This is a genomic window from Microbacterium trichothecenolyticum, assembly GCF_000956465.1.
Lineage (GTDB): Bacteria > Actinomycetota > Actinomycetes > Actinomycetales > Microbacteriaceae > Microbacterium > Microbacterium trichothecenolyticum.
In genome coordinates this window covers 46,724-64,695 of record NZ_JYJA01000025.1, presented here as the reverse complement: position 1 = coordinate 64,695, position 17,972 = coordinate 46,724, and the positions used below count along the sequence as shown (strand labels likewise).

14 protein-coding genes are annotated in these 17,972 nt (G+C 72.2%); all 14 read left to right on the top strand.

Annotated features, from left to right (window positions below; translation table 11 throughout):
- The first annotated feature begins 78 nt into the window (after nt 1–78).
- Nucleotides 79–1,602: an arabinosylfuranosidase ArfA gene (gene arfA, locus RS82_RS03720; protein WP_045297001.1), complete on the top strand. Its 1,524-nt coding sequence runs from the start codon at nt 79–81 to the stop codon at nt 1,600–1,602.
- A 162-nt stretch (nt 1,603–1,764) separates the two neighbouring features.
- The gene (locus tag RS82_RS03715; protein ID WP_157005354.1) at nt 1,765–4,059 is read left to right on the top strand and encodes a beta-galactosidase; all 2,295 of its coding nucleotides are present in this window, start codon (nt 1,765–1,767) and stop codon (nt 4,057–4,059) included.
- A gap of 28 nt (nt 4,060–4,087) precedes the next feature.
- Entirely contained in the window at nt 4,088–5,449 is a 1,362-nt protein-coding gene (locus RS82_RS03710; RefSeq protein ID WP_045296998.1) for an alpha-galactosidase, read from the top strand.
- Nucleotides 5,450–5,590: 141 nt separating this feature from the next.
- Nucleotides 5,591–6,793 carry a Gfo/Idh/MocA family protein gene (locus RS82_RS03705; protein ID WP_211255849.1) on the top strand — a complete coding sequence of 401 codons (1,203 nt, stop codon included), beginning with the start codon at nt 5,591–5,593 and terminating at the stop codon, nt 6,791–6,793.
- Nucleotides 6,794–6,804: 11 nt separating this feature from the next.
- On the top strand, nt 6,805–8,022 hold the full coding sequence (locus tag RS82_RS03700; protein ID WP_045296997.1) for a dihydrodipicolinate synthase family protein: 1,218 nt from the start codon (nt 6,805–6,807) through the stop codon (nt 8,020–8,022).
- Between the two features lie 88 nt (nt 8,023–8,110).
- Nucleotides 8,111–8,992 (top strand): sugar phosphate isomerase/epimerase family protein, encoded by an 882-nt coding sequence (locus tag RS82_RS03695; protein WP_045296995.1) that lies wholly within the window; start codon nt 8,111–8,113, stop codon nt 8,990–8,992.
- Between the two features lie 222 nt (nt 8,993–9,214).
- Nucleotides 9,215–10,249 carry a LacI family DNA-binding transcriptional regulator gene (locus RS82_RS03690; protein ID WP_045296994.1) on the top strand — a complete coding sequence of 345 codons (1,035 nt, stop codon included), beginning with the start codon at nt 9,215–9,217 and terminating at the stop codon, nt 10,247–10,249.
- Between the two features lie 93 nt (nt 10,250–10,342).
- On the top strand, nt 10,343–11,356 hold the full coding sequence (locus tag RS82_RS03685; RefSeq protein WP_045296993.1) for a LacI family DNA-binding transcriptional regulator: 1,014 nt from the start codon (nt 10,343–10,345) through the stop codon (nt 11,354–11,356).
- A 63-nt stretch (nt 11,357–11,419) separates the two neighbouring features.
- Nucleotides 11,420–13,159 carry a CHAT domain-containing protein gene (locus RS82_RS20585; protein ID WP_052676676.1) on the top strand — a complete coding sequence of 580 codons (1,740 nt, stop codon included), beginning with the start codon at nt 11,420–11,422 and terminating at the stop codon, nt 13,157–13,159.
- Nucleotides 13,160–13,170: 11 nt separating this feature from the next.
- Nucleotides 13,171–13,518, top strand: coding sequence for a CU044_2847 family protein (locus RS82_RS03675; protein ID WP_045296992.1), 348 nt, complete (start codon nt 13,171–13,173; stop codon nt 13,516–13,518).
- An 89-nt stretch (nt 13,519–13,607) separates the two neighbouring features.
- Nucleotides 13,608–14,963: a Gfo/Idh/MocA family protein gene (locus RS82_RS03670; RefSeq protein ID WP_045296991.1), complete on the top strand. Its 1,356-nt coding sequence runs from the start codon at nt 13,608–13,610 to the stop codon at nt 14,961–14,963.
- On the top strand, nt 14,960–15,952 hold the full coding sequence (locus RS82_RS03665) for an NAD-dependent epimerase/dehydratase family protein (protein ID WP_045296989.1): 993 nt from the start codon (nt 14,960–14,962) through the stop codon (nt 15,950–15,952). The genes RS82_RS03670 and RS82_RS03665 overlap by 4 nt, the downstream gene beginning before the upstream one ends.
- Nucleotides 15,949–16,848, top strand: a complete 900-nt coding sequence (locus tag RS82_RS03660; protein WP_045296987.1) for a 5-dehydro-4-deoxyglucarate dehydratase — start codon at nt 15,949–15,951, stop codon at nt 16,846–16,848. The genes RS82_RS03665 and RS82_RS03660 overlap by 4 nt, the downstream gene beginning before the upstream one ends.
- A complete protein-coding gene (locus tag RS82_RS03655) occupies nt 16,845–17,966 on the top strand; it encodes a mandelate racemase/muconate lactonizing enzyme family protein (RefSeq protein WP_084695439.1) in 1,122 nt (373 codons plus the stop codon). Before RS82_RS03660 ends, RS82_RS03655 begins: the two co-directional genes overlap by 4 nt.
- Nucleotides 17,967–17,972: the final 6 nt, after the last annotated feature.

Here is a 17,972-nt window from a genome sequence, read left to right as displayed (position 1 = left end):
GACCGAATGACGGAGACGGATGCCGCGGCACGAGGCTCGTGCCGCGGCATCCGCTTCTCCCACCCGAGAGGACTTCCCATGACCGACGCCACCGCGCGGCTCGATCCGCACTACGAGATCGCCGACATCGACCGCCGCCTCTTCGGCGGCTTCGTCGAGCACCTCGGCCGCCACATCTACGACGGCATCTTCGAGCCGGGGCATCCGTCCGCCGACGCCGACGGCTTCCGCACCGACGTCATCGAGCTCGTGAAGGAGCTGGGCGTCTCGACGATCCGCTACCCCGGCGGCAACTTCGTGTCCGGCTACCGATGGGAGGACGGCGTCGGCCCGGTCGCCGAGCGCCCGCGCCGTCTCGACCTCGCGTGGCACTCGACCGAGACCAACGAGGTCGGGCTGCACGAGTTCCAGACGTGGCTCGACCGCGTGGGGAGCGAGCTCATGCTCGCCGTCAACCTCGGCACCCGCGGAACGCAGGAGGCGCTCGACCTGCTCGAGTACGCCAACGCCGACACCCAGACCGCCTGGACCGACCAGCGCGCCGAGAACGGCCGCGACACGCCTTTCGGCGTGAAGATGTGGTGCCTCGGCAACGAGATGGACGGCCCGTGGCAGGTCGGGCACCTCAATGCGGAGGACTACGGCAAGCTCGCGTCGCGCACCGCGAAGGCCATGCGGATGATCGACCCGGGTGTCGAGCTCGTGGCCTGCGGGTCGTCGGGTCGCGGCATGCCGACGTTCGGCTCGTGGGAGCGCACCGTGCTCGAGCACACGTTCGACGACGTCGAGTTCATCTCGTGCCACTCCTACTACCAGGAGCACGACGGCAACGCGCAGGAGTTCCTCGCGTCGGGCGTCGACATGGCGCGCTTCATCGAGTCGGTGGCGGCGATCGCCGACACTGTCGCGGCGACCAAGAAGAGCGACAAGCGCATCATGATCTCGTTCGACGAGTGGAACGTCTGGTACCTCCACAACGCCGACGGCAGCGAGTCGGGCCACGAGTTCAAGGGCGGCGCCTGGCCGGTCGCGCCGCGACTGCTCGAAGACAAGTACCACGCCCTCGACGCCGTGGTGTTCGGCGACCTCATGATCACGCTGCTGCAGCACGCCGACCGCGTGCGCTCGGCGTCGCTCGCGCAGCTCGTCAACGTGATCGCGCCGATCATGACCGAGCCGGGTGGGCCGGCATGGCGGCAGACCACGTTCTTCCCCTTCTCGATCACCTCTCGCCTCGCCCACGGCCGCGCCGTGCGCGTGCCGGTGTCGGCAAGCACCTTCACGAGCGAGAAGCTCGGCGAGGTCGAGACCGTGAACGCCGTCGCCACGATCGACGACGAGGGCGTGTCGCTGTTCGTCGTGAACCGTTCGACGACGGATGCCGCAAACCTGCGTGTCGATCTCGCTCCGCTGGTGCGGGCGCTCGGCCGCGAGGTCGCGGTCGTCGAGTCGCACCTGCTGCACGAAGACGATTTGTACGCGGCCAACACGCTCGAAGACCGCGAGCGTGTCGGCGTACGCGAGGCCGAGGCATCCGTCGACGGCGAACTGCTGTCATTGGCGCTGCCGGCCGTGTCGTGGACGGCGATCCGGCTCGCGTGAACCGCGACGGGCGGAGGAGATGTGACCGGCGGAGGACCCTCGGCCGGCATTCTCTCGTGCGCTCCTCGCATTCCCTCCTTTCCTGACCTGACCCACTGAACGGACACGCGGATGCTGCAAGCCGACGCCACGGGAGCGCCCCGCGAAGCGCTCCTCCCTGCCATGGCCAACACGGAGGACGTGCGCCGCGGACTCGCCCTCACGACCCGCGCGCTCCTGCGGGACGGGCGACCGTGGCTGCCGGTGTCGGGCGAGCTGCACTACACGCGCGTGCCGCGCGAGCGGTGGACCGAGCGGCTGCGGCTGATGCGCTCCGGCGGCATCTCGGTCGTGTCGACCTACGTGTTCTGGCTGCACCACGAGCCGGTACGCGGCGAGACCCGCTTCGACGGGCGCTACGACGTCGCGGCATTCGTCGACGCGGTGCGCGCGGAGGGCCTCGAGATCATCCTGCGGATCGGGCCGTGGGCTCACGGCGAGATGCGCAACGGCGGGTTCCCCGACTGGGTTCAGCAGATGCCCGTGAAGCATCGCACCGACGACCCCGCGTATCTCGAGCTGGTCGCGGAATGGTTCGCCCGTCTTGCGTCCGCGCTCGACGGCCGCTGCAACCCCGAGAACGTGCTGGGCATCCAGCTCGACAACGAGCTGTACGACCAGCCCGGCCACCTCGTCAGCCTCAAGCGCCTGGCGCGGGAGGCAGGGTTGTCCGCTCCGCTGTGGACCGCGACGGCATGGGGCGGCGCGGATCTTCCCGACCCCGAGGTGCTGCCGCTGTGGGGCGGGTACGGCGACGGCTTCTGGGTCGACCCCGGCGAGCCGTGGGACCCGACCTTCCGCACGCACTTCTTCTTCTCCGACACCTGGGACGACCCCGGCATCGGCGCGGACGTGCGCGGCGAGGAGGCCGGTCACCGCGCCGAGCTGTCGCCGTGGTTCCCCGCCGCGACGTGCGAACTCGGCGGAGGCATGGCCACGGCCTACCACCGCCGCCCGCGCCCCGACGCGCTCGACATCGCCGCGGTCGCGCACGCCAAGCTCGGCAGCGGATCGGCGTGGCAGGGCTACTACATGTACGCCGGCGGCACGAACCCCGGGCCGGGCCTCGAAGAGACGCAGGCCACGGGTTACCCCAACGACATGACGCGGCTGAGCTACGATTTCCACGCGCCCATCGGCGAGTCCGGCCGCATGGCGCCGAGCCACGCGGCCCTGCGCCTGCAGCACGCGTTCATCGAGGCGTTCGGCGAGCGGCTCGCACCGATGGCGTCGTACCTGCCAGATGTGCGACCGTCGGGCGTCGACGACGCCGAGACCCTGCGCTGGGCGGTGCGCGCCGAGGAAGGCTCGGGGTTCGTCTTCATCGGCCAGCACCAGCCGCACGTGCCGCTGCCGATGTATCGCGGCGCACGCCTCCGCGTCGGCACGCGCCACGGCACCCTCGAGCTGCCGAGCGCACCGGTCGACATCCCGCCCGGCACCCTCGCGCGCTGGCCGCTCGGGCTCGAGGTCGGCGGCGTCACGATCGACTGGGCGACGGCGTCCGCGGTCACCGTGCTGCCGGGGTCGGCGAGCACCCCGCCGACGCTCGTCCTCATCGAGGACGCGGGCATCCCCGTCGAGGTCGCGCACGACGGCGTCGCCGGCACCGTCACGCCGGGCGCCGCGGCGGTGCGGATCGACGAGGCGGAAGGTGCCGCGCTCGACGTGCTCGTGCTCCCTTCCACGGATGCTCCGCGGGCGTGGGTCGTCGACGCCGCGGCGGGGGGCCGACGCCTCTTCGTCGGATCGGGCGAGCTGACGTGGGATGGCGCGGGCCGGGTGTCGGTGCGCACGAACGCCGCGGTGCCCGACGTGCGGGAGTACGTCGACGGCGCCTGGCACACGCCCGAGTGGGAGCATGTGGACGGCGCCGCGGCCGCAGCCGAACCCACGCGCCCAGATGCTCCGCGCGGCCCGTCTGGGCCCCCGCAGCCGGAGGCTCCGCTCGACGCGCCGGCGCCGCGCGGAAGGGGCGTGGGGGCCGTCCCCGTCAGCCTCATCCGCGAGGCGACGTCGCCGTCCGGGGACTACGGCTCGCGCGACGGCCGGCAGGCGGCGCCCGACGACGCCGTGGTCGACGCCCACGCGGGGGTGTACCGGCTCGAGGTTCCCGAGGGGCTCGATGACGATGCCGTGCTCCGCGTGCGATGGGCGGGCGACGTCGCGCAGCTGCGCGTAGACGGCGTGACCGCGACCGACCGGTTCTGGGACGGCTCCGAGCTCGTCGCGAACCTCCGTGACATCGGCGTCGGGCCCGGCGCGAGCGTCGAGCTGCACATCCTTCCGCTGCGGCGCGACACAGGCGTGCATCTGCCGGAGGACGCCGCGGCCCGCCTCGCGGCGTCCGCCGACGGGCTGTGCGAGCTCGACGACGCCCGCATCGACCAGCGCGCCCTCTGGCGCGAGATCCGCTGAAGAGTCACGACAGGAAGACGAGACGGCGATGACGCTGCGAAAGACCGCCGCCCCGCCGATGGGCTGGAACAGCTGGGACTCCTACGGCACCACCGTGACCGAGGCCGAAGTGCTCGCCAATGCCGAGTTCATGGCCGAGCACCTGCTCCCCCACGGGTGGGACACGGTCGTCGTCGACATCGACTGGGCCGATCCCACCGCCCGGTCGCACGGCTACAACGAGTCCGCGCCGCTGGTGATCGACGAGTTCGGGCGCGTCCAGCCGGACCCGGTGCGCTTCCCCTCGGCGTCCGGCGGTGCCGGCTTCGGGCCGCTCGCCCAGCGCATCCACGAGCTGGGACTGAAGTTCGGCATCCACATCATGCGCGGCATCCCGCGGATCGCGGTCGATCGCGACCTGCCCGTGCGGGGCGCCGAGGCGACAGCGGCGGGCATCGCAGATCCCGCGAACGTCTGCGAGTGGAATCCGCACTACCTCGGTCTCGACCACCGCGGGCCGGGCGCGGCGGCCTACTACCGCTCCCTCGCCGAGCAGTACGCGCAGTGGGGCGTCGACTTCATCAAGGCGGACGACATGCTGTGGCCGTACCAGGCCGCCGAGATCGAGGCCCTCTCGACCGCGATCGAGGCCGTGCCGCGCGAGATCGCACTGTCGCTGTCGCCCGGCCGCGACCTGTCGACCGCCCACCTCGAGCATCTTCGCGCGCACGCCACGATGTGGCGCATCTGCGACGATCTGTGGGACCGGTGGGAGGACGTCGAGGCGAACTTCGCGCGACTGGCCCGCTGGGCGCCGCTCGCCGGCCCCGAGGGCTGGCCCGACGCCGACATGCTGCCGCTCGGCCGCATCGGCATCCGCGCCGAGCGCGGGGAGCCGCGCGAGGGCGCGCTCACGCTCGCCGAGCGTCGGACGCTCGTCACGCTGTGGGTCATGGCGCGATCCCCGCTCATGATCGGCGGCGATCTGCCGACGAGCGCGCCAGAGACGATCGCGCTCTTCCAGAACGACGACGTGCTCGAGATCCTGCGCGACTCTCACGGCAACCGCGAGCTGATGCGCGAGCGAGACCTCGTGATCTGGACCGCCGAACGCGGCGATAGGCGCTGGGTCGCCGTCTTCAACACCGCCGACGAGGCGCGCGAGGTGCCCTTCGACACCCGCTCCCTCGGGCTCGGTCCCGAGCCGGCGGTCGTCGTGGACGTGTGGAGCGCGACTGCGCCCACACGGTCAGAGGCTCCGCACGACGCCTCGGCAGCATATGAAGGGGCTGGGACGATTCCGGTCGAAGCCGTGCACGAGCAGTCCGATGACGCGCGCGGCGTCGCACCCGGCAGCTCGGTCGTGCGGGTCTCGCTCGAGCCTCACGGGTGTGTGCTCTTGCGCGCCTGACCAGACGGTGGTCGGATGCTGCTGGGAAAGCGCTTGCGCCGCACCCGATCCCGTGTCACACTATTGGAAAGCGTTTACCCGCTCCTGGTCCCGACGCCGGAGCCGGGTACCCACAGCCTTCAGAGCAGAAAGCAGGACCCCATGACTGACACGACTCTCGCCCCGGCTTCGGCCGAGGCATCCGTCCGTCCCACCGTGCGTGAGATCGGCATCATCATGAACGGCGTCTCGGGCCGCATGGGGTACCGCCAGCACCTGGTGCGCTCGATCCTCGCGATCCGCGAGCAGGGCGGAATCGAGCTGCCCGACGGCACGAAGGTCACGGTGAAGCCGCTCCTCGTCGGCCGCAGCGAGGCCAAGCTCGCCGAGCTCGCCGCCAAGCACGGCATCGAGGACTACACGACCGACCTCGACGCCGCCCTCGCCGACCCGCGCTGGGAGATCTACGCCGACTTCCTCGTCACGAAGGCCCGCGCGTCGGCGCTGCGCAAGGCGATCGCCGCCGGCAAGACGATCTACACCGAGAAGCCCACCGCCGAGACGGTCGACGAGGCCCTCGAGCTCGCGAAGCTCGCGCAGGAGGCCGGCGTCAAGACCGGCGTGGTGCACGACAAGCTGTACCTCCCGGGCCTGCAGAAGCTCAAGCGCCTCATCGACTCGGGCTTCTTCGGCCGCATCCTCTCGGTGCGCGGCGAGTTCGGCTACTGGGTCTTCGAGGGCGACTGGCAGCCCGCCCAGCGCCCGTCGTGGAACTACCGCGCCGAGGACGGCGGCGGCATCATCGTCGACATGTTCCCGCACTGGAACTACGTGCTCGAGAACCTGTTCGGCGAGGTCAAGACCGTCTACGCGCAGGCGGCCGTGCACATCGCCGACCGCTGGGACGAGAACGGCGAGCACTACACCGCCACCGCCGAGGACGCCGCGTACGGCATCTTCGAGCTCGAGGGCGACATCGTCGCGCAGATCAACTCGTCGTGGACCGTGCGCGTGAACCGCGACGAGCTCGTCGAGTTCCACGTCGACGGCACGCACGGCTCGGCCGTCGTGGGCCTGTTCGGCGCGAAGATCCAGCACCGCAACGCCACGCCGAAGCCGGTCTGGAACCCCGACCTGGCCGACGACCACGACTACGACGCCGACTGGGCCGAGGTTCCCACGAACGACGTGTTCCAGAACGGCTTCCGCCAGCAGTGGGAGGAGTTCCTCGTCTCGTACGCCCTGGGCACCGAGTACGAGTTCGACCTGCTGTCGGGCGCGCGCGGCGTGCTGCTCGCCGAGGCCGGCCTGCAGTCGAGCCGCGAGGGTCGCAAGGTCGAGCTGCCCACGCTGTCGCTGGACTGATCGGACGACGGATGCCGAAGCTCACCCTTCTCTCCGACGCCGGGGCCCTCTCCGCCGTCGAGTTGAACGAATCCCCGGGCTACACCAGGCCCGAGGGCCCGCTCCAGAGCCGCGTGGCGTACGCCGCCGCGCACGTCGTGCCGAAGACGTGGGCCGACAACACGCCGGGCCAGCCGGCCGAGGTCGACTGGGACGCGACGCTGGACTTCCGCCGCGCCGTGTACTCGTGGGGCCTCGGCGTCGCTGACGCCATGGACACCGCCCAGCGCAACATGGGCCTGGACGCCGCCGCGACGCGCGACCTCATCGCGCGGTCGGCCGAGGTCGCCCGCGAGGAGGGCGGCTCGGTCGTGGTCGGGGTCAACACCGATCACGTCGAGGCCGAGCGCATCTCCCTGCAGGAGGTCATCGACGCCTACAAGGAGCAGCTCCACTTCACCGAGGAGCAGGGCGCCGGCCCCGTCCTCATGGCGTCGCGCCACCTGGCGCGCGTCGCGGAGTCGGCCGACGACTACCGCCGCGTCTACCGCGAGGTGCTGCAGTCGGCGACCGTGCCGGTCGTCCTCCACTGGCTGGGCACGGCGTTCGACCCGGTGCTGGAGGGCTACTTCGGCTCGCCCGCATGGCGCGAGGCGTCGGCGGTCCTCCTCGAGATCATCGGGGAGAACGTCGACAAGGTCGCGGGCGTCAAGATGAGCCTGCTCGACGCCGCATCCGAGGTGTCGGTGCGCGAGCGTCTGCCCGAGGGCGTGCGCATGTTCACCGGCGACGACTTCAACTACGTCGGCCTCATCGGCGGCCAGGACGTACCCGACGCGACGCAGCCGGAGCGCAACCCCGAGAGCCCGCGTCAGCACTCCGACGCCCTCCTCGGCGCGTTCGCGGCGATCACGCCGGTCGCGTCCGCCGCGATCCAGGCGCTCGACGCCGGCGACCCCGCGCGGTACCTCGAGATCCTCGGCCCTACCGAGGAGCTCAGCCGCCAGGTGTTCGCCGCGCCGACGTTCTACTACAAGACCGGCGTCGCCTTCCTGTCGTGGCTGAACGGCCACCAGCCGGCGTTCCAGATGGTCGGCGGACTGCATTCGGCGCGGAGCCTTCCGCACCTGTCGCGCATCGTCGAGCTCGCGAACTCGTCGCTCGCTCTCGAGCGTCCCGAGCTCGCGGCGATCCGCTGGCACGGCATGCTCCGCCACAACGGCATCGATGTCCCCGGGGTGATCGCGTGACCGCGGGCACCTCCTCCGCCTTCCGAGTGTGGTCGCCTGCTGGCGCGTCGGCGGCCACGCTCGGAGCACGCCTGAAGGAGGGCCGCGCATGAACGCCCCCGACCCCCGCCTGTCGATCAACCAGGCCACCATCAAGCACGCCGACCTCGCGACCGCGCTGCGCGTGACCGCCGAGGCGGGCGTGCGGGCGATCGGCCTGTGGCGCGAGCCCGTGCAGGAGGTCGGCCTCCGGACCGCGGCCTCGATGCTCACCGATTCGGGCCTGCGCTTCACGACGCACTGCCGCTCGGGGTTCTTCACGATGCCCGAGGGTCCCGCGCGCCGCGCGTCGGTCGACGACAACCGCGTCGCGATCGAAGAGGCGGCCACTCTGGCAGCCGCGGGCGCTGAGGGGTCGACCGCCATCCTCGTGCTCGTCGCCGGGGGGCTGCCGGAGGGCTCGCGCGACCTCGTGGGCGCGCGCGAGCGGGTGCGCGACGCCATCGGCGAGCTGGCACCGGATGCTGCGGCCGCGGGCGTCACGCTCGCCCTCGAGCCGCTGCATCCGATGTACGCCTCCGACCGCTGCGTCGTCTCGACGCTCGGACAGGCGCTCGACATCGCCGCGGACTTCGACGCCGCCGTCGTCGGCGCCACCGTCGACACCTTCCACATCTGGTGGGACCCGGACGTGCTGTCGTCGATCGAGCGCGCGGGCCGCGAGGGCCGCATCGCGACGTACCAGGTGTGCGACTGGAAGACGCCGCTCGCGGCGGACCCGCTGCTCAGCCGCCACTACCCGGGCGACGGCGTCATCGACTTCGCGTCGCTGACCGATGCCGTCGAGGCGACCGGCTACGACCGCGACATCGAGGTCGAGATCTTCAACGAGGAGATCTGGGCCACCGACCCGCTCATCGCCGTGCAGCGCACGGCCGCCGGGTTCGCAGCATCCGTCTCACCTCACCTGCGCACCCGCGTCGCGAGCTGACGACCGCCGCCGCAAGCTCAGAAGCGCTCGCGGGGCACGCCGATCCACCGGCGTCCCCGCGGGCGCTTCGTCGTTGCGCGCCCGGCGAGACGCGCATCGGCGGGGGCGGCGGACTGCTGCGGGGCGGGGCGGAGCATGTCGCGCCTCAACTGGGGAAAAAGCTGAGGGAAATCGCTTGCCAATCTATCGCCGCAACCGGACACAGGCTCTAGACTCTGGCCTGTGAGCGACATCATCGCGCCTACCCGAGGCGCCGCCACCCTTCACGATGTCGCGCGCGAGGCCGGGGTCTCGCTCGCGACCGCGTCACGGGTGCTCAACGGCTCGACGCGAAAGGTGGCCGAGAGCTACCGCGAACGCGTCGAGACCGCCGCCGAGAAGCTCGGCTACACGGCCAATCTCTCCGCCCAGGCCACCGCGCGAGGCACCTCCGCCATCGTCGCGCTGCTGGTCGCCGACATCGCCGACCCCTACTTCGGCCAACTCGCCTCCGGCGTCGCGCGCGGCGCCGACGAGGCCGGCCTCGTCGTCACGATCGCGATCACCGAGCGCGATCCGCAGCGCGAGGTCAAACTCGTGCGGGCCCTCCGCGGACAACGACCGCGCGGCCTGATCCTCGCGGCCTCCCGCGTCGAAGGTCCCGATGCCGCCGGGCTTCAGGGCGAGCTCGAGGCGTTCGCGAGCATGGGCGGCCGCGTCGTCGTCGTCGGTCCCGGCGGCGGTACGGCCCGTTCGGTCGCGGTCGACAACCGTGGCGGCTCCGCGGCACTGGGCACCGAGCTCGCGAAGCTGGGCTATCGCGAGGCGATCGTGGTCGCGGCATCCGAGGGCATCCGCACGTCCGATGACCGCCTCGAAGGCTTCACCGAGGGCTTCACGGCCGCGGGCGGGAGCGTCCGCGAGGTGCGGCGCACGGGGTTCACGCGCGACGCCGGCTACGCCGCCACGTCGGAGCTGCTCGAAGGCGACGTGCCCGCGGGCACCCTGATCTTCGGCATCAGCGACGTCGTCGCGATCGGCATCATGTCGGCCGTGCGCGACGCCGGACGCCAGGTCGGCACGGACATCGCCGTCGCCGGCTTCGACGACATCGCCACGGGCCGCGACATCCGTCCGGGCCTGACAACGGTGCGCGTGCCCCTGGAGGATCTGGGCTACCGCGCCCTGCATGCCGCCACCGACCCGGAATGGGATGCGGCCGAGCCGCAGCTCCCGCTCGAGGTGATCGTGCGCGGCAGCACGCCGCCGCGCACCTGACACGCGGGGAGGTCACCGCCGGGCGGCCATATATGGCCGGGTGAGGAAACGTTTCCGGGTAGGCTGAGCGCGCCGAGACCCAGGGAGACACGGATGCCTCGACCGCCCCGCGCCGATCGCTCGACGCGCGTCACCATCGCCGACGTCGCCGCCCGCGCGGGGGTGTCGCTGTCGACGGTGTCCCGCGCCCTCAACGGCAACCCCACCGTGGATCCGGCGCTGGCCGAACGGGTGAAGGCTGCCGCCGCGGAGCTCGACTACACCGCGAGCCCCGTCGCGCGCAGCCTCGTACTGGGGCGCACGCAGACCGTCGCGGTGGTCGTGCCGGACCTCGGCAACCCGACGTTCCAGGCCATCCTGCGGGGGCTCAGCCACGCCGCCGCGGCCGACGACTACCACGTGCTCGTCGCCGATTCGGCGGAGTCGGTCGAAGCGGAGCGGGTGCTGGCCGGCGCGACCCGGCGGCGCACCGACGGCGTCATCCTGTGCGCGCCGCGCCTGCCGCAGGACGAGCTCGACAGGCTCGTGGGCGGGCTGCGGCCGGTGGTGCTCATCAATCGCGCCGCGGGCGACGTTCCCCACGTGCGCGCGGACTACCGCACCGCCCTCGCGGCCGAGCTCACGCACCTCCACGGGCTCGGGCATCGGCGCATCGTCTTCCTCGCCGGCGCGCCGGGCAGCGTCGCCAACACCGCGCGGCTCGAGGCGATCGCGTCGTTCGTCGCCGAGCACCCCGACACCCAGGTCACCGAGATCCCCTGCGGCGTCGACTTCGAGGCGGGTGCAGCCGCGAGCGCCGCGGTACTGGAGTCCGAGGCCACCGCCGCCCTCGCCTTCAACGACCTCGTCGCGATGGGCCTTCTGAGCGCCGTGCAGGAGAACGGATGCCGCGTGCCCGAGGACCTCTCGATCGTGGGGTTCGACGACATCCCGTTCGCCCGGTACACGACTCCCCCGCTGACGACGGCGGCCGTGCCCGCGACGGAGATCGGCGGGCAGGCCTGGGCGCGCATGCGCGAGCTGCTCGAGGGCGCCGAGCCGGGGCATCCGCTGACCGTCCTTCCCGAGCTGACCGTCCGCGGCACGACCGGACCCGCCCGCGGCTGATCGCACCCGGTGGCGTCCCCGACCACTGTCGCGCGTGCAGGAGCAGCGGGACAATGTTCGCAAATGGACCCCGCCGTCATGGAGCTGGAGATCGGGCCCGGACCCGAGCCGGGCTCGTACGTCACGCGCGTGCTGCGCTCGGTCGGCGGGGGCGAGCCGAGCGAACCCTTCCGCCTCGACCTCGACGAGCTCGTGGATCGCCGGCCGCTGCTCGAGGCGAGCGTCCTGGCGTCGGCGGTGTCGGCCCGCCGGGTGATGTCGGACGCCGAGGCGGTGCTTCAGGACGTCGGACGGCGGCTGTTCGAATCGGCCTTCACGGGAAGCGTGGGCACCGCCTACCGGACCAGCATCGCCGTCGCGTCGGAGCGCGGCCTGAGCGTGCAGGTCGCACTGCGGCTGACCGCGCCGGGATTGGCCGCGCTGCCGTGGGAGGCGCTCTATGACGCCGACACCGAGCGCTATCTGTGTCGCAAAGAGCCGCTCGTTCGGAACGTGCCCGCCGCGCACACCCCGGTCCTTCGGATCACACCGCCTCTGCGAGTGCTGGGCATGATCTCGTCGCCGCGCGGCCTCCCGATGCTGGATGTGGAGCTGGAGCGCGCGCGGCTCGAGGAGGCACTCGGACCGCACACCGCCGACGGGCGCGTCGAGCTCAGCTGGCTGGACGACCTCACGTGGGACGGGCTGCACGCGAAGCTGCTCGCGGGAGTGTGGCACGTGCTGCACTTCATCGGCCATGGCGCGTACGACACCGCGACCGACGAGGGGGTGCTCGCCTTCGTGGGTCGCGACGGGCGGGCGGACCACGTCACGGCATCGGCGCTCGCGGATCTGCTGGATGAGGCCGAGCCGACGCCGCGCCTGGTGGTGCTGAACTCGTGCCAGTCAGGCGCGGGCGGACCCACCGATCTGTTCTCGGGCACCGCCGCCGCGCTCGCGCACAGCGGCATCCACGCCGTCGCCGCGATGCAGTTCTCGATCAGCGACACCGCCGCGCTCGCCTTCTCGCGGGGCTTCTACACGGCACTGGCCCACAACCGCGGGATCGACGAGGCCGTGCGCAGCGGCCGGATCGGCATCCTCGGCGCGGGCCGCGGCACTCTCGAGTGGGTCACGCCGGTGCTCTATCTGCGTGGCGATGCCCACCTGTTCGACCTGGAGCCGGTGCCGGCGGACCAGGCCGCGCAGCCCCGCGTGCCCGCGGGGGGCGACACGACCGATCAGCGGCTGCTCGCCGCACCCGAGCGGACCGCGGCGGAGGCCACGGCCGAGCCCGCCGACGGGGAGGCCGGCGCCGGGGCACGTTCTGCGCGCTCGAAGAGGCGGAGGAGATGGGCGATCGCGGGGGCGGTGGCCGTGCTCGCGATCGGGGCGGCGGCGGCCGCGGCCGCGCTCGGGCTCGATCTTTTCGGCGCCGACCGCGGCGGGTCCGGCGACCAGGGAAGCACCGCCGAGCTCGCGGTCCCCCTCGACGTGGACTGGGTGGACGTCGGCCTGTACTGCACGCTCGGCGACGAATTCGTGATCGAGGTGAGCGGACGCGGATGGCTCGACGAGACGGCCGATTCGCAGATCGGCCCGGAAGGCCTTCCCGGCGACGAGCGGCCCGAGACGCGGGTCCTCGCCGACGCCGGCACGGGGTCGGTCATCGGAAAGCTGGACACGACGCCGGAGATCTTCGCCGTCGGGGCCGGAACGACCTATCCGTGCCCGGCCCAGGGCGGCCTGCTGCTCGGCATCAACGACACCGACCTGGCGAACAACAGCGGCGAGTTCGGGGCCTTCGTCACTCTGAATCAGTAGGGAGGGCAGGCATGGGCACGAACCTGGTGGAGTTCCCGCTCGGCGACGGCGGGTCGGTGGTCATCGCTGCGGGCGGACCGGACAGCGGCCGGGACGCTGACGGGCCGGTCTTGCGCGGCCGCGTCTCGGAGGCGGTGGTCACCCAGGCGACCGAGTCGTTCGAAACCGTGGTGCAGCGGGTGCAGCCTGCCGCGACGGCCGTCCTCGAGGCGATCCGCTCGGGTCCGCACCCGCCGAGCGAAGTCACCGTCGAGTTCGGAATCGAGATGTCGGCGGACCTCGGCGCGGTGATCGCCTCCACGGCGGTGCAGGCGAACTTCAAGGTGTGCATCACCTGGCAGCGCGAGGCATCCCACTGACGCCGCTTCCGCTTGCGGCCCAGCGGCGCTGACGGACGCCGACCGGATGTCGCATGCTATTCTGAGAAAACGTTTCCTGAAGGAGTGAGATGAGCCACCGCCGGTATGCCCTCGTCGGCGCGGGACACCGCGCCCAGATGTACGTCGACGCGATCATCGGACGCTACGCCGACGATGCCGCACTGGTCGCGATCTGCGAGCCGAACCCGGTGCGCGCGCAGTTCTACGTCGACCGGGTCGTCGAGGCCGGCTTCGCCGCTCCCGCCGTCTACGGGCCGGACGACCTCGAGACGATGGTCCGCGAGCAGCGGGTGGACCGCGTGGTGATCTGCGCCCGCGACGACCTGCACGCCCCGCTCATCGTGCGGGCGCTCGATGCCGGCGCCGACGTCGTCGTCGAGAAGCCGCTCACCATCGACGGACCGTCGGCTGCGGCGATCGAGGACGCCATCGACCGCACCGGCCGCGAAGTCGTCATCACGTTCAACTACCGCTACTCGCCGCGCAACTCCGCCCTTCGTCAGGTGATCCAGGACGGCACCATCGGCGAGGTCACCTCGGTCGACTTCTCCTGGGTGCTCGACACCAAGCACGGCGCGGACTACTTCCGCCGCTGGCACCGCGAGAAGGAGCACTCCGGCGGGCTGCTGGTGCACAAGGCCAGCCACCACTTCGACCTCGTGAACTGGTGGATCCGCTCCGTCCCGCGGCGCGTGTACGCGTCCGGGGGGCTGCGGTTCTACGGCGCCGACAACGCCGCCGCCCGCGGCCTCGGCGACCGCCCTGCCCGCGGGACGCACGACGGTGGCGATGCCTTCGAGCTCGACCTCCGCGACGACGAGCGCCTCAAGGCGCTGTACCTCGACGCCGAGCAGCACGACGGATACCTGCGCGACCGCGACGTGTTCGGCGAGGGCATCACCATCGAGGACAACCTCGCCCTCGTGGTCGACTACGCCTCCGGCGCGACGCTGAGCTATTCCCTGAACGCCCACTCGCCGTGGGAGGGGTACCGGGTCGCCGTCAACGGCACCCTGGGCCGGGCCGAGCTCGAGGTCGTCGAACGCGGCGCCGTGCTCGCCGACGAGGGGCTGCACCCGGTGCTCGACCCCTCCGCCAGCGACGCCGGCTCCACCGGATCCCTCCGCCCCGAGGGCGAGCGCCTCATCGTGCAGCGCCACTGGGAGGCCGCCTACGAGGTGCCGCTCGCGGGCAACAGCGACGGCCACGGCGGCGGCGACGCCCTGCTGCTGGCCGACGTGTTCGAGGGCCCCGGCGACGACCCGCTCGCCCGCCCCGCCGACTGGCGCGACGGCGTCCGCTCCATCGCGGTCGGCATCGCCGGCAACCGCTCCCTCGAGACGGGCCTCCCGGTGCAGGTCGCCGATCTCGGCATCCGCTTCCTCGCCGGCGACGCGGCGAGCGCCGAGGCCGTCCGGTCATGACGCGCATCGCCGTCACCGGCGGCGCCGGGCGCCTCGGCCGCAGCCTCGTTGCGGGACTCGCCGCGGCCGGGCACGAACTGGTGTCGCTCGACCGCGCGGTGTCCGAAGCGGGTGAGCTGCAGGGCCTCCAGCAGATCGCCGTGGATCTGACGGACACGGATGCCGCCACCCGTGCGATCGCCGACACCCGGGCCGACGCCCTCATCCATCTCGCCGCGATCGCGGTGCCGTTCAGCGCACCCGAGGACGTCATCCTCCGCACGAACGCGACGATGGCCCTCAACGTGATGTCGGCCGGCGTGGCCGCGGGCATCCCGAAGATCGTGACGGCGTCGAGCCCGACCGTCCTCGGGTACAACTGCCCCACGGGCTGGCTCCCCGATCGGTTCCCCCTCGACGAGGAGACGACGCCGAAGCCGTGGAACGCGTACGCGCTGTCGAAGCACCTCGCCGAGCAGACGGTCGCGATGCTGGCGCGCCAGACCGGCGATGCCACCCGCTTCGCGGCGTTCCGGCCGTGCTACGTCATCGCCCCCGAGGAGTGGCAGGGCGCATTGACGCAGCAGGGCCACACCGTGCGCGAGCGCCTCGCCGACCCCGCGCTGTCGGCGCCCGCGCTCTTCAACTACGTCGACGCGCGCGACGTCGCGACCTTCGTCGAAACCCTGCTGGTCGCGCTCCCCGAGATCCCGAACGCCGAGGTGTTCTTCGTCGGCGCCGACGACGCGCTCGCGCGCCGTCCGCTGGCCGAGCTGCTGCCGCAGTTCGTCCCCGGCACCGACGACCTCGCGGCGGAGCTCACCGGCACGGCGCCCGCGTTCTCGAACGCGAAGGCCCGGCGCGTGCTGGGCTGGCGCCCGGCCCACACCTGGCGCGGCGAGCTCGGCGAGCCCCTCACCGACGCCGGCCCCGCGAACGCGAAGGGCTCCGACTCCACCCCCGACTCCGCCCCCACCCCCGACTCCGCCCGAAAGGACGTGCTGGCGTGAACTTCGACGGCATCCTCTTCTTTCCCGTCACCCCGTTCGATGCCGACGGCCGTATCGACGAGGGCCTGCTGCGGCAGCACCTCGAGACGACCCTCGCGCACTCCCCCGGCGGCGTGTTCCCGGCGTGCGGCACGGGCGAGTTTCACGCCCTGTCGACCGACGAGGCGACGCGCGTCGTGCAGATCGCGGCCGAGACCGTCGCGGGCCGCGTGCCCGTCGTCGCCGGCACGGGAGGTCCTCTCGGCCACGCGACGACGCTCGCGCGTGCCGCCGCCGACGCCGGAGCCGACGCGCTGCTCGTGCTGCCGCCGTACCTCGTCGGCGGCCCGCAGTCAGGGCTCGTGGCCTACGTCGAGGCGGTTGCGGCAGCATCCGATCTTCCCGTCGTCATCTACCACCGCGGCACCGCGCAGTACTCGGTCGACTCGGTGCGCCGCCTGGCGCAGAACCCCAAGGTGGTCGGTTTCAAGGACGGCGTCGGCGACGTCGGCCTCGCGCAGCAGATCGTGCGCGCGGTCCGTGCCGCGGGGCGCGACGACTTCGCGTTCTTCAACGGACTGCTCACCGCCGAGCTCACGCAGGGCGCCTACCGCGGCATCGGCATTCCGCTGTACTCGTCGGCGGCGTTCGCGATGATCCCCGAGGTCGCGAACGCGTACTACCGCGCGTACGTCGACGGCGACGAGGCGCGTCGCGCCGACCTGCTCGACGGCTTCTACTCGCCGCTCGTCGCGCTGCGCGACGAGACCCCGGGATTCGGCGTCTCGCTCATCAAGACCGGCCTGCGCCTGGGCGGTCTGCCGGTCGGGTCGGTGCGAGCACCCCTCGTCGACCCGACCCCGGCGCAGGAGGCGCGCCTGGCCGAGATCCTCGAGGCGGGACGAGCGCTGCTGTGACCCCCGCTCCGGCTTCGGCGGGCCCGCCCCGCACCACGATCGCCTCGTTCGACGCGCGACTCGTGCGCGTGCCGCTGACGCGGCCGTGGGCGGCCGACGTGACGTCGGTCGGCGTGGTGGCCACGCATGTCGTGCGCTCGGACGGCGCCGAGGGCTGGGGCTTCTCGTGGACGCCGCAGATCGGCGCCGAAGCTGTGCATGCGCTGCTCGCACATGACATCGCGGCGTGGGCGATCGGCCGTTCAGCCGAGCCCGGCGAGGAGTGGCTGCCGCTGTGGCAGCACCTGCACGAGGCGGGTGGCGGCGGGATCACCACGATCGCGATGGCCGGGCTCGACCTCGCGTTGTGGGATGCCGCCGCCCGCGCCGACGACCGGTCGGTGGTGCAGTGGCTCGGGCCGCAGCGCGAAAGCGTGCGCGCATACGGGTCCGGTGTGAACCTGCACTACTCGCTCGACGAACTGGTGGCTCAGGTGCGGCGCTGGGTCGATTCGGGCTTCGACGCCGTGAAGGTGAAGGTCGGCAAGCCCGACGTCGCCGAGGACCTCGACCGCATGCAGGCTGTGCGTGACGTTCTCGGGCCCGACCGGCAGCTCATGATCGACGCGAACCAGCGATGGGACCTCGACCGCGCGACGAGTTCGCTCGAGGTGCTCGCTGCGGTCTCGCCCGCCTGGATCGAGGAGCCGCTGCGCGCCGACGACCTGTACGGCCACTATGAGCTGTCCAAGCGCCTGAGCGCGTCGAGCGCCATCCCGATCGCGGTCGGCGAGAACCTGCACAACGTGTACCGGTTCGACGACTTCCTGCGCACCGGCGCCGCGCAGATCGTGCAGCCGAACATCGTCCGCGTCGGCGGCATCACCCCGTTCCTCGGGATCGCGGCCATCGCGGGCGTCTACGGAGCCGCCGTGCACCCGCACCTGCTGCCCGAACTGTCGGGCCAGCTCGCCCTGTGCCTGCGCTCGGTGCCCGGCGTTCCCGAGCCGATGGCGGAGGATGTGGAGGACGCCGGCTTCGGCGCCCTCGGCGCCCTCCGCGACCCGTCGCCCGTGCGCATCGCCGACGGCACCCTCACCGAGGTCCCCCACGTCGGCCTCGGTCTCCGCTTCTCCTGAGGATTC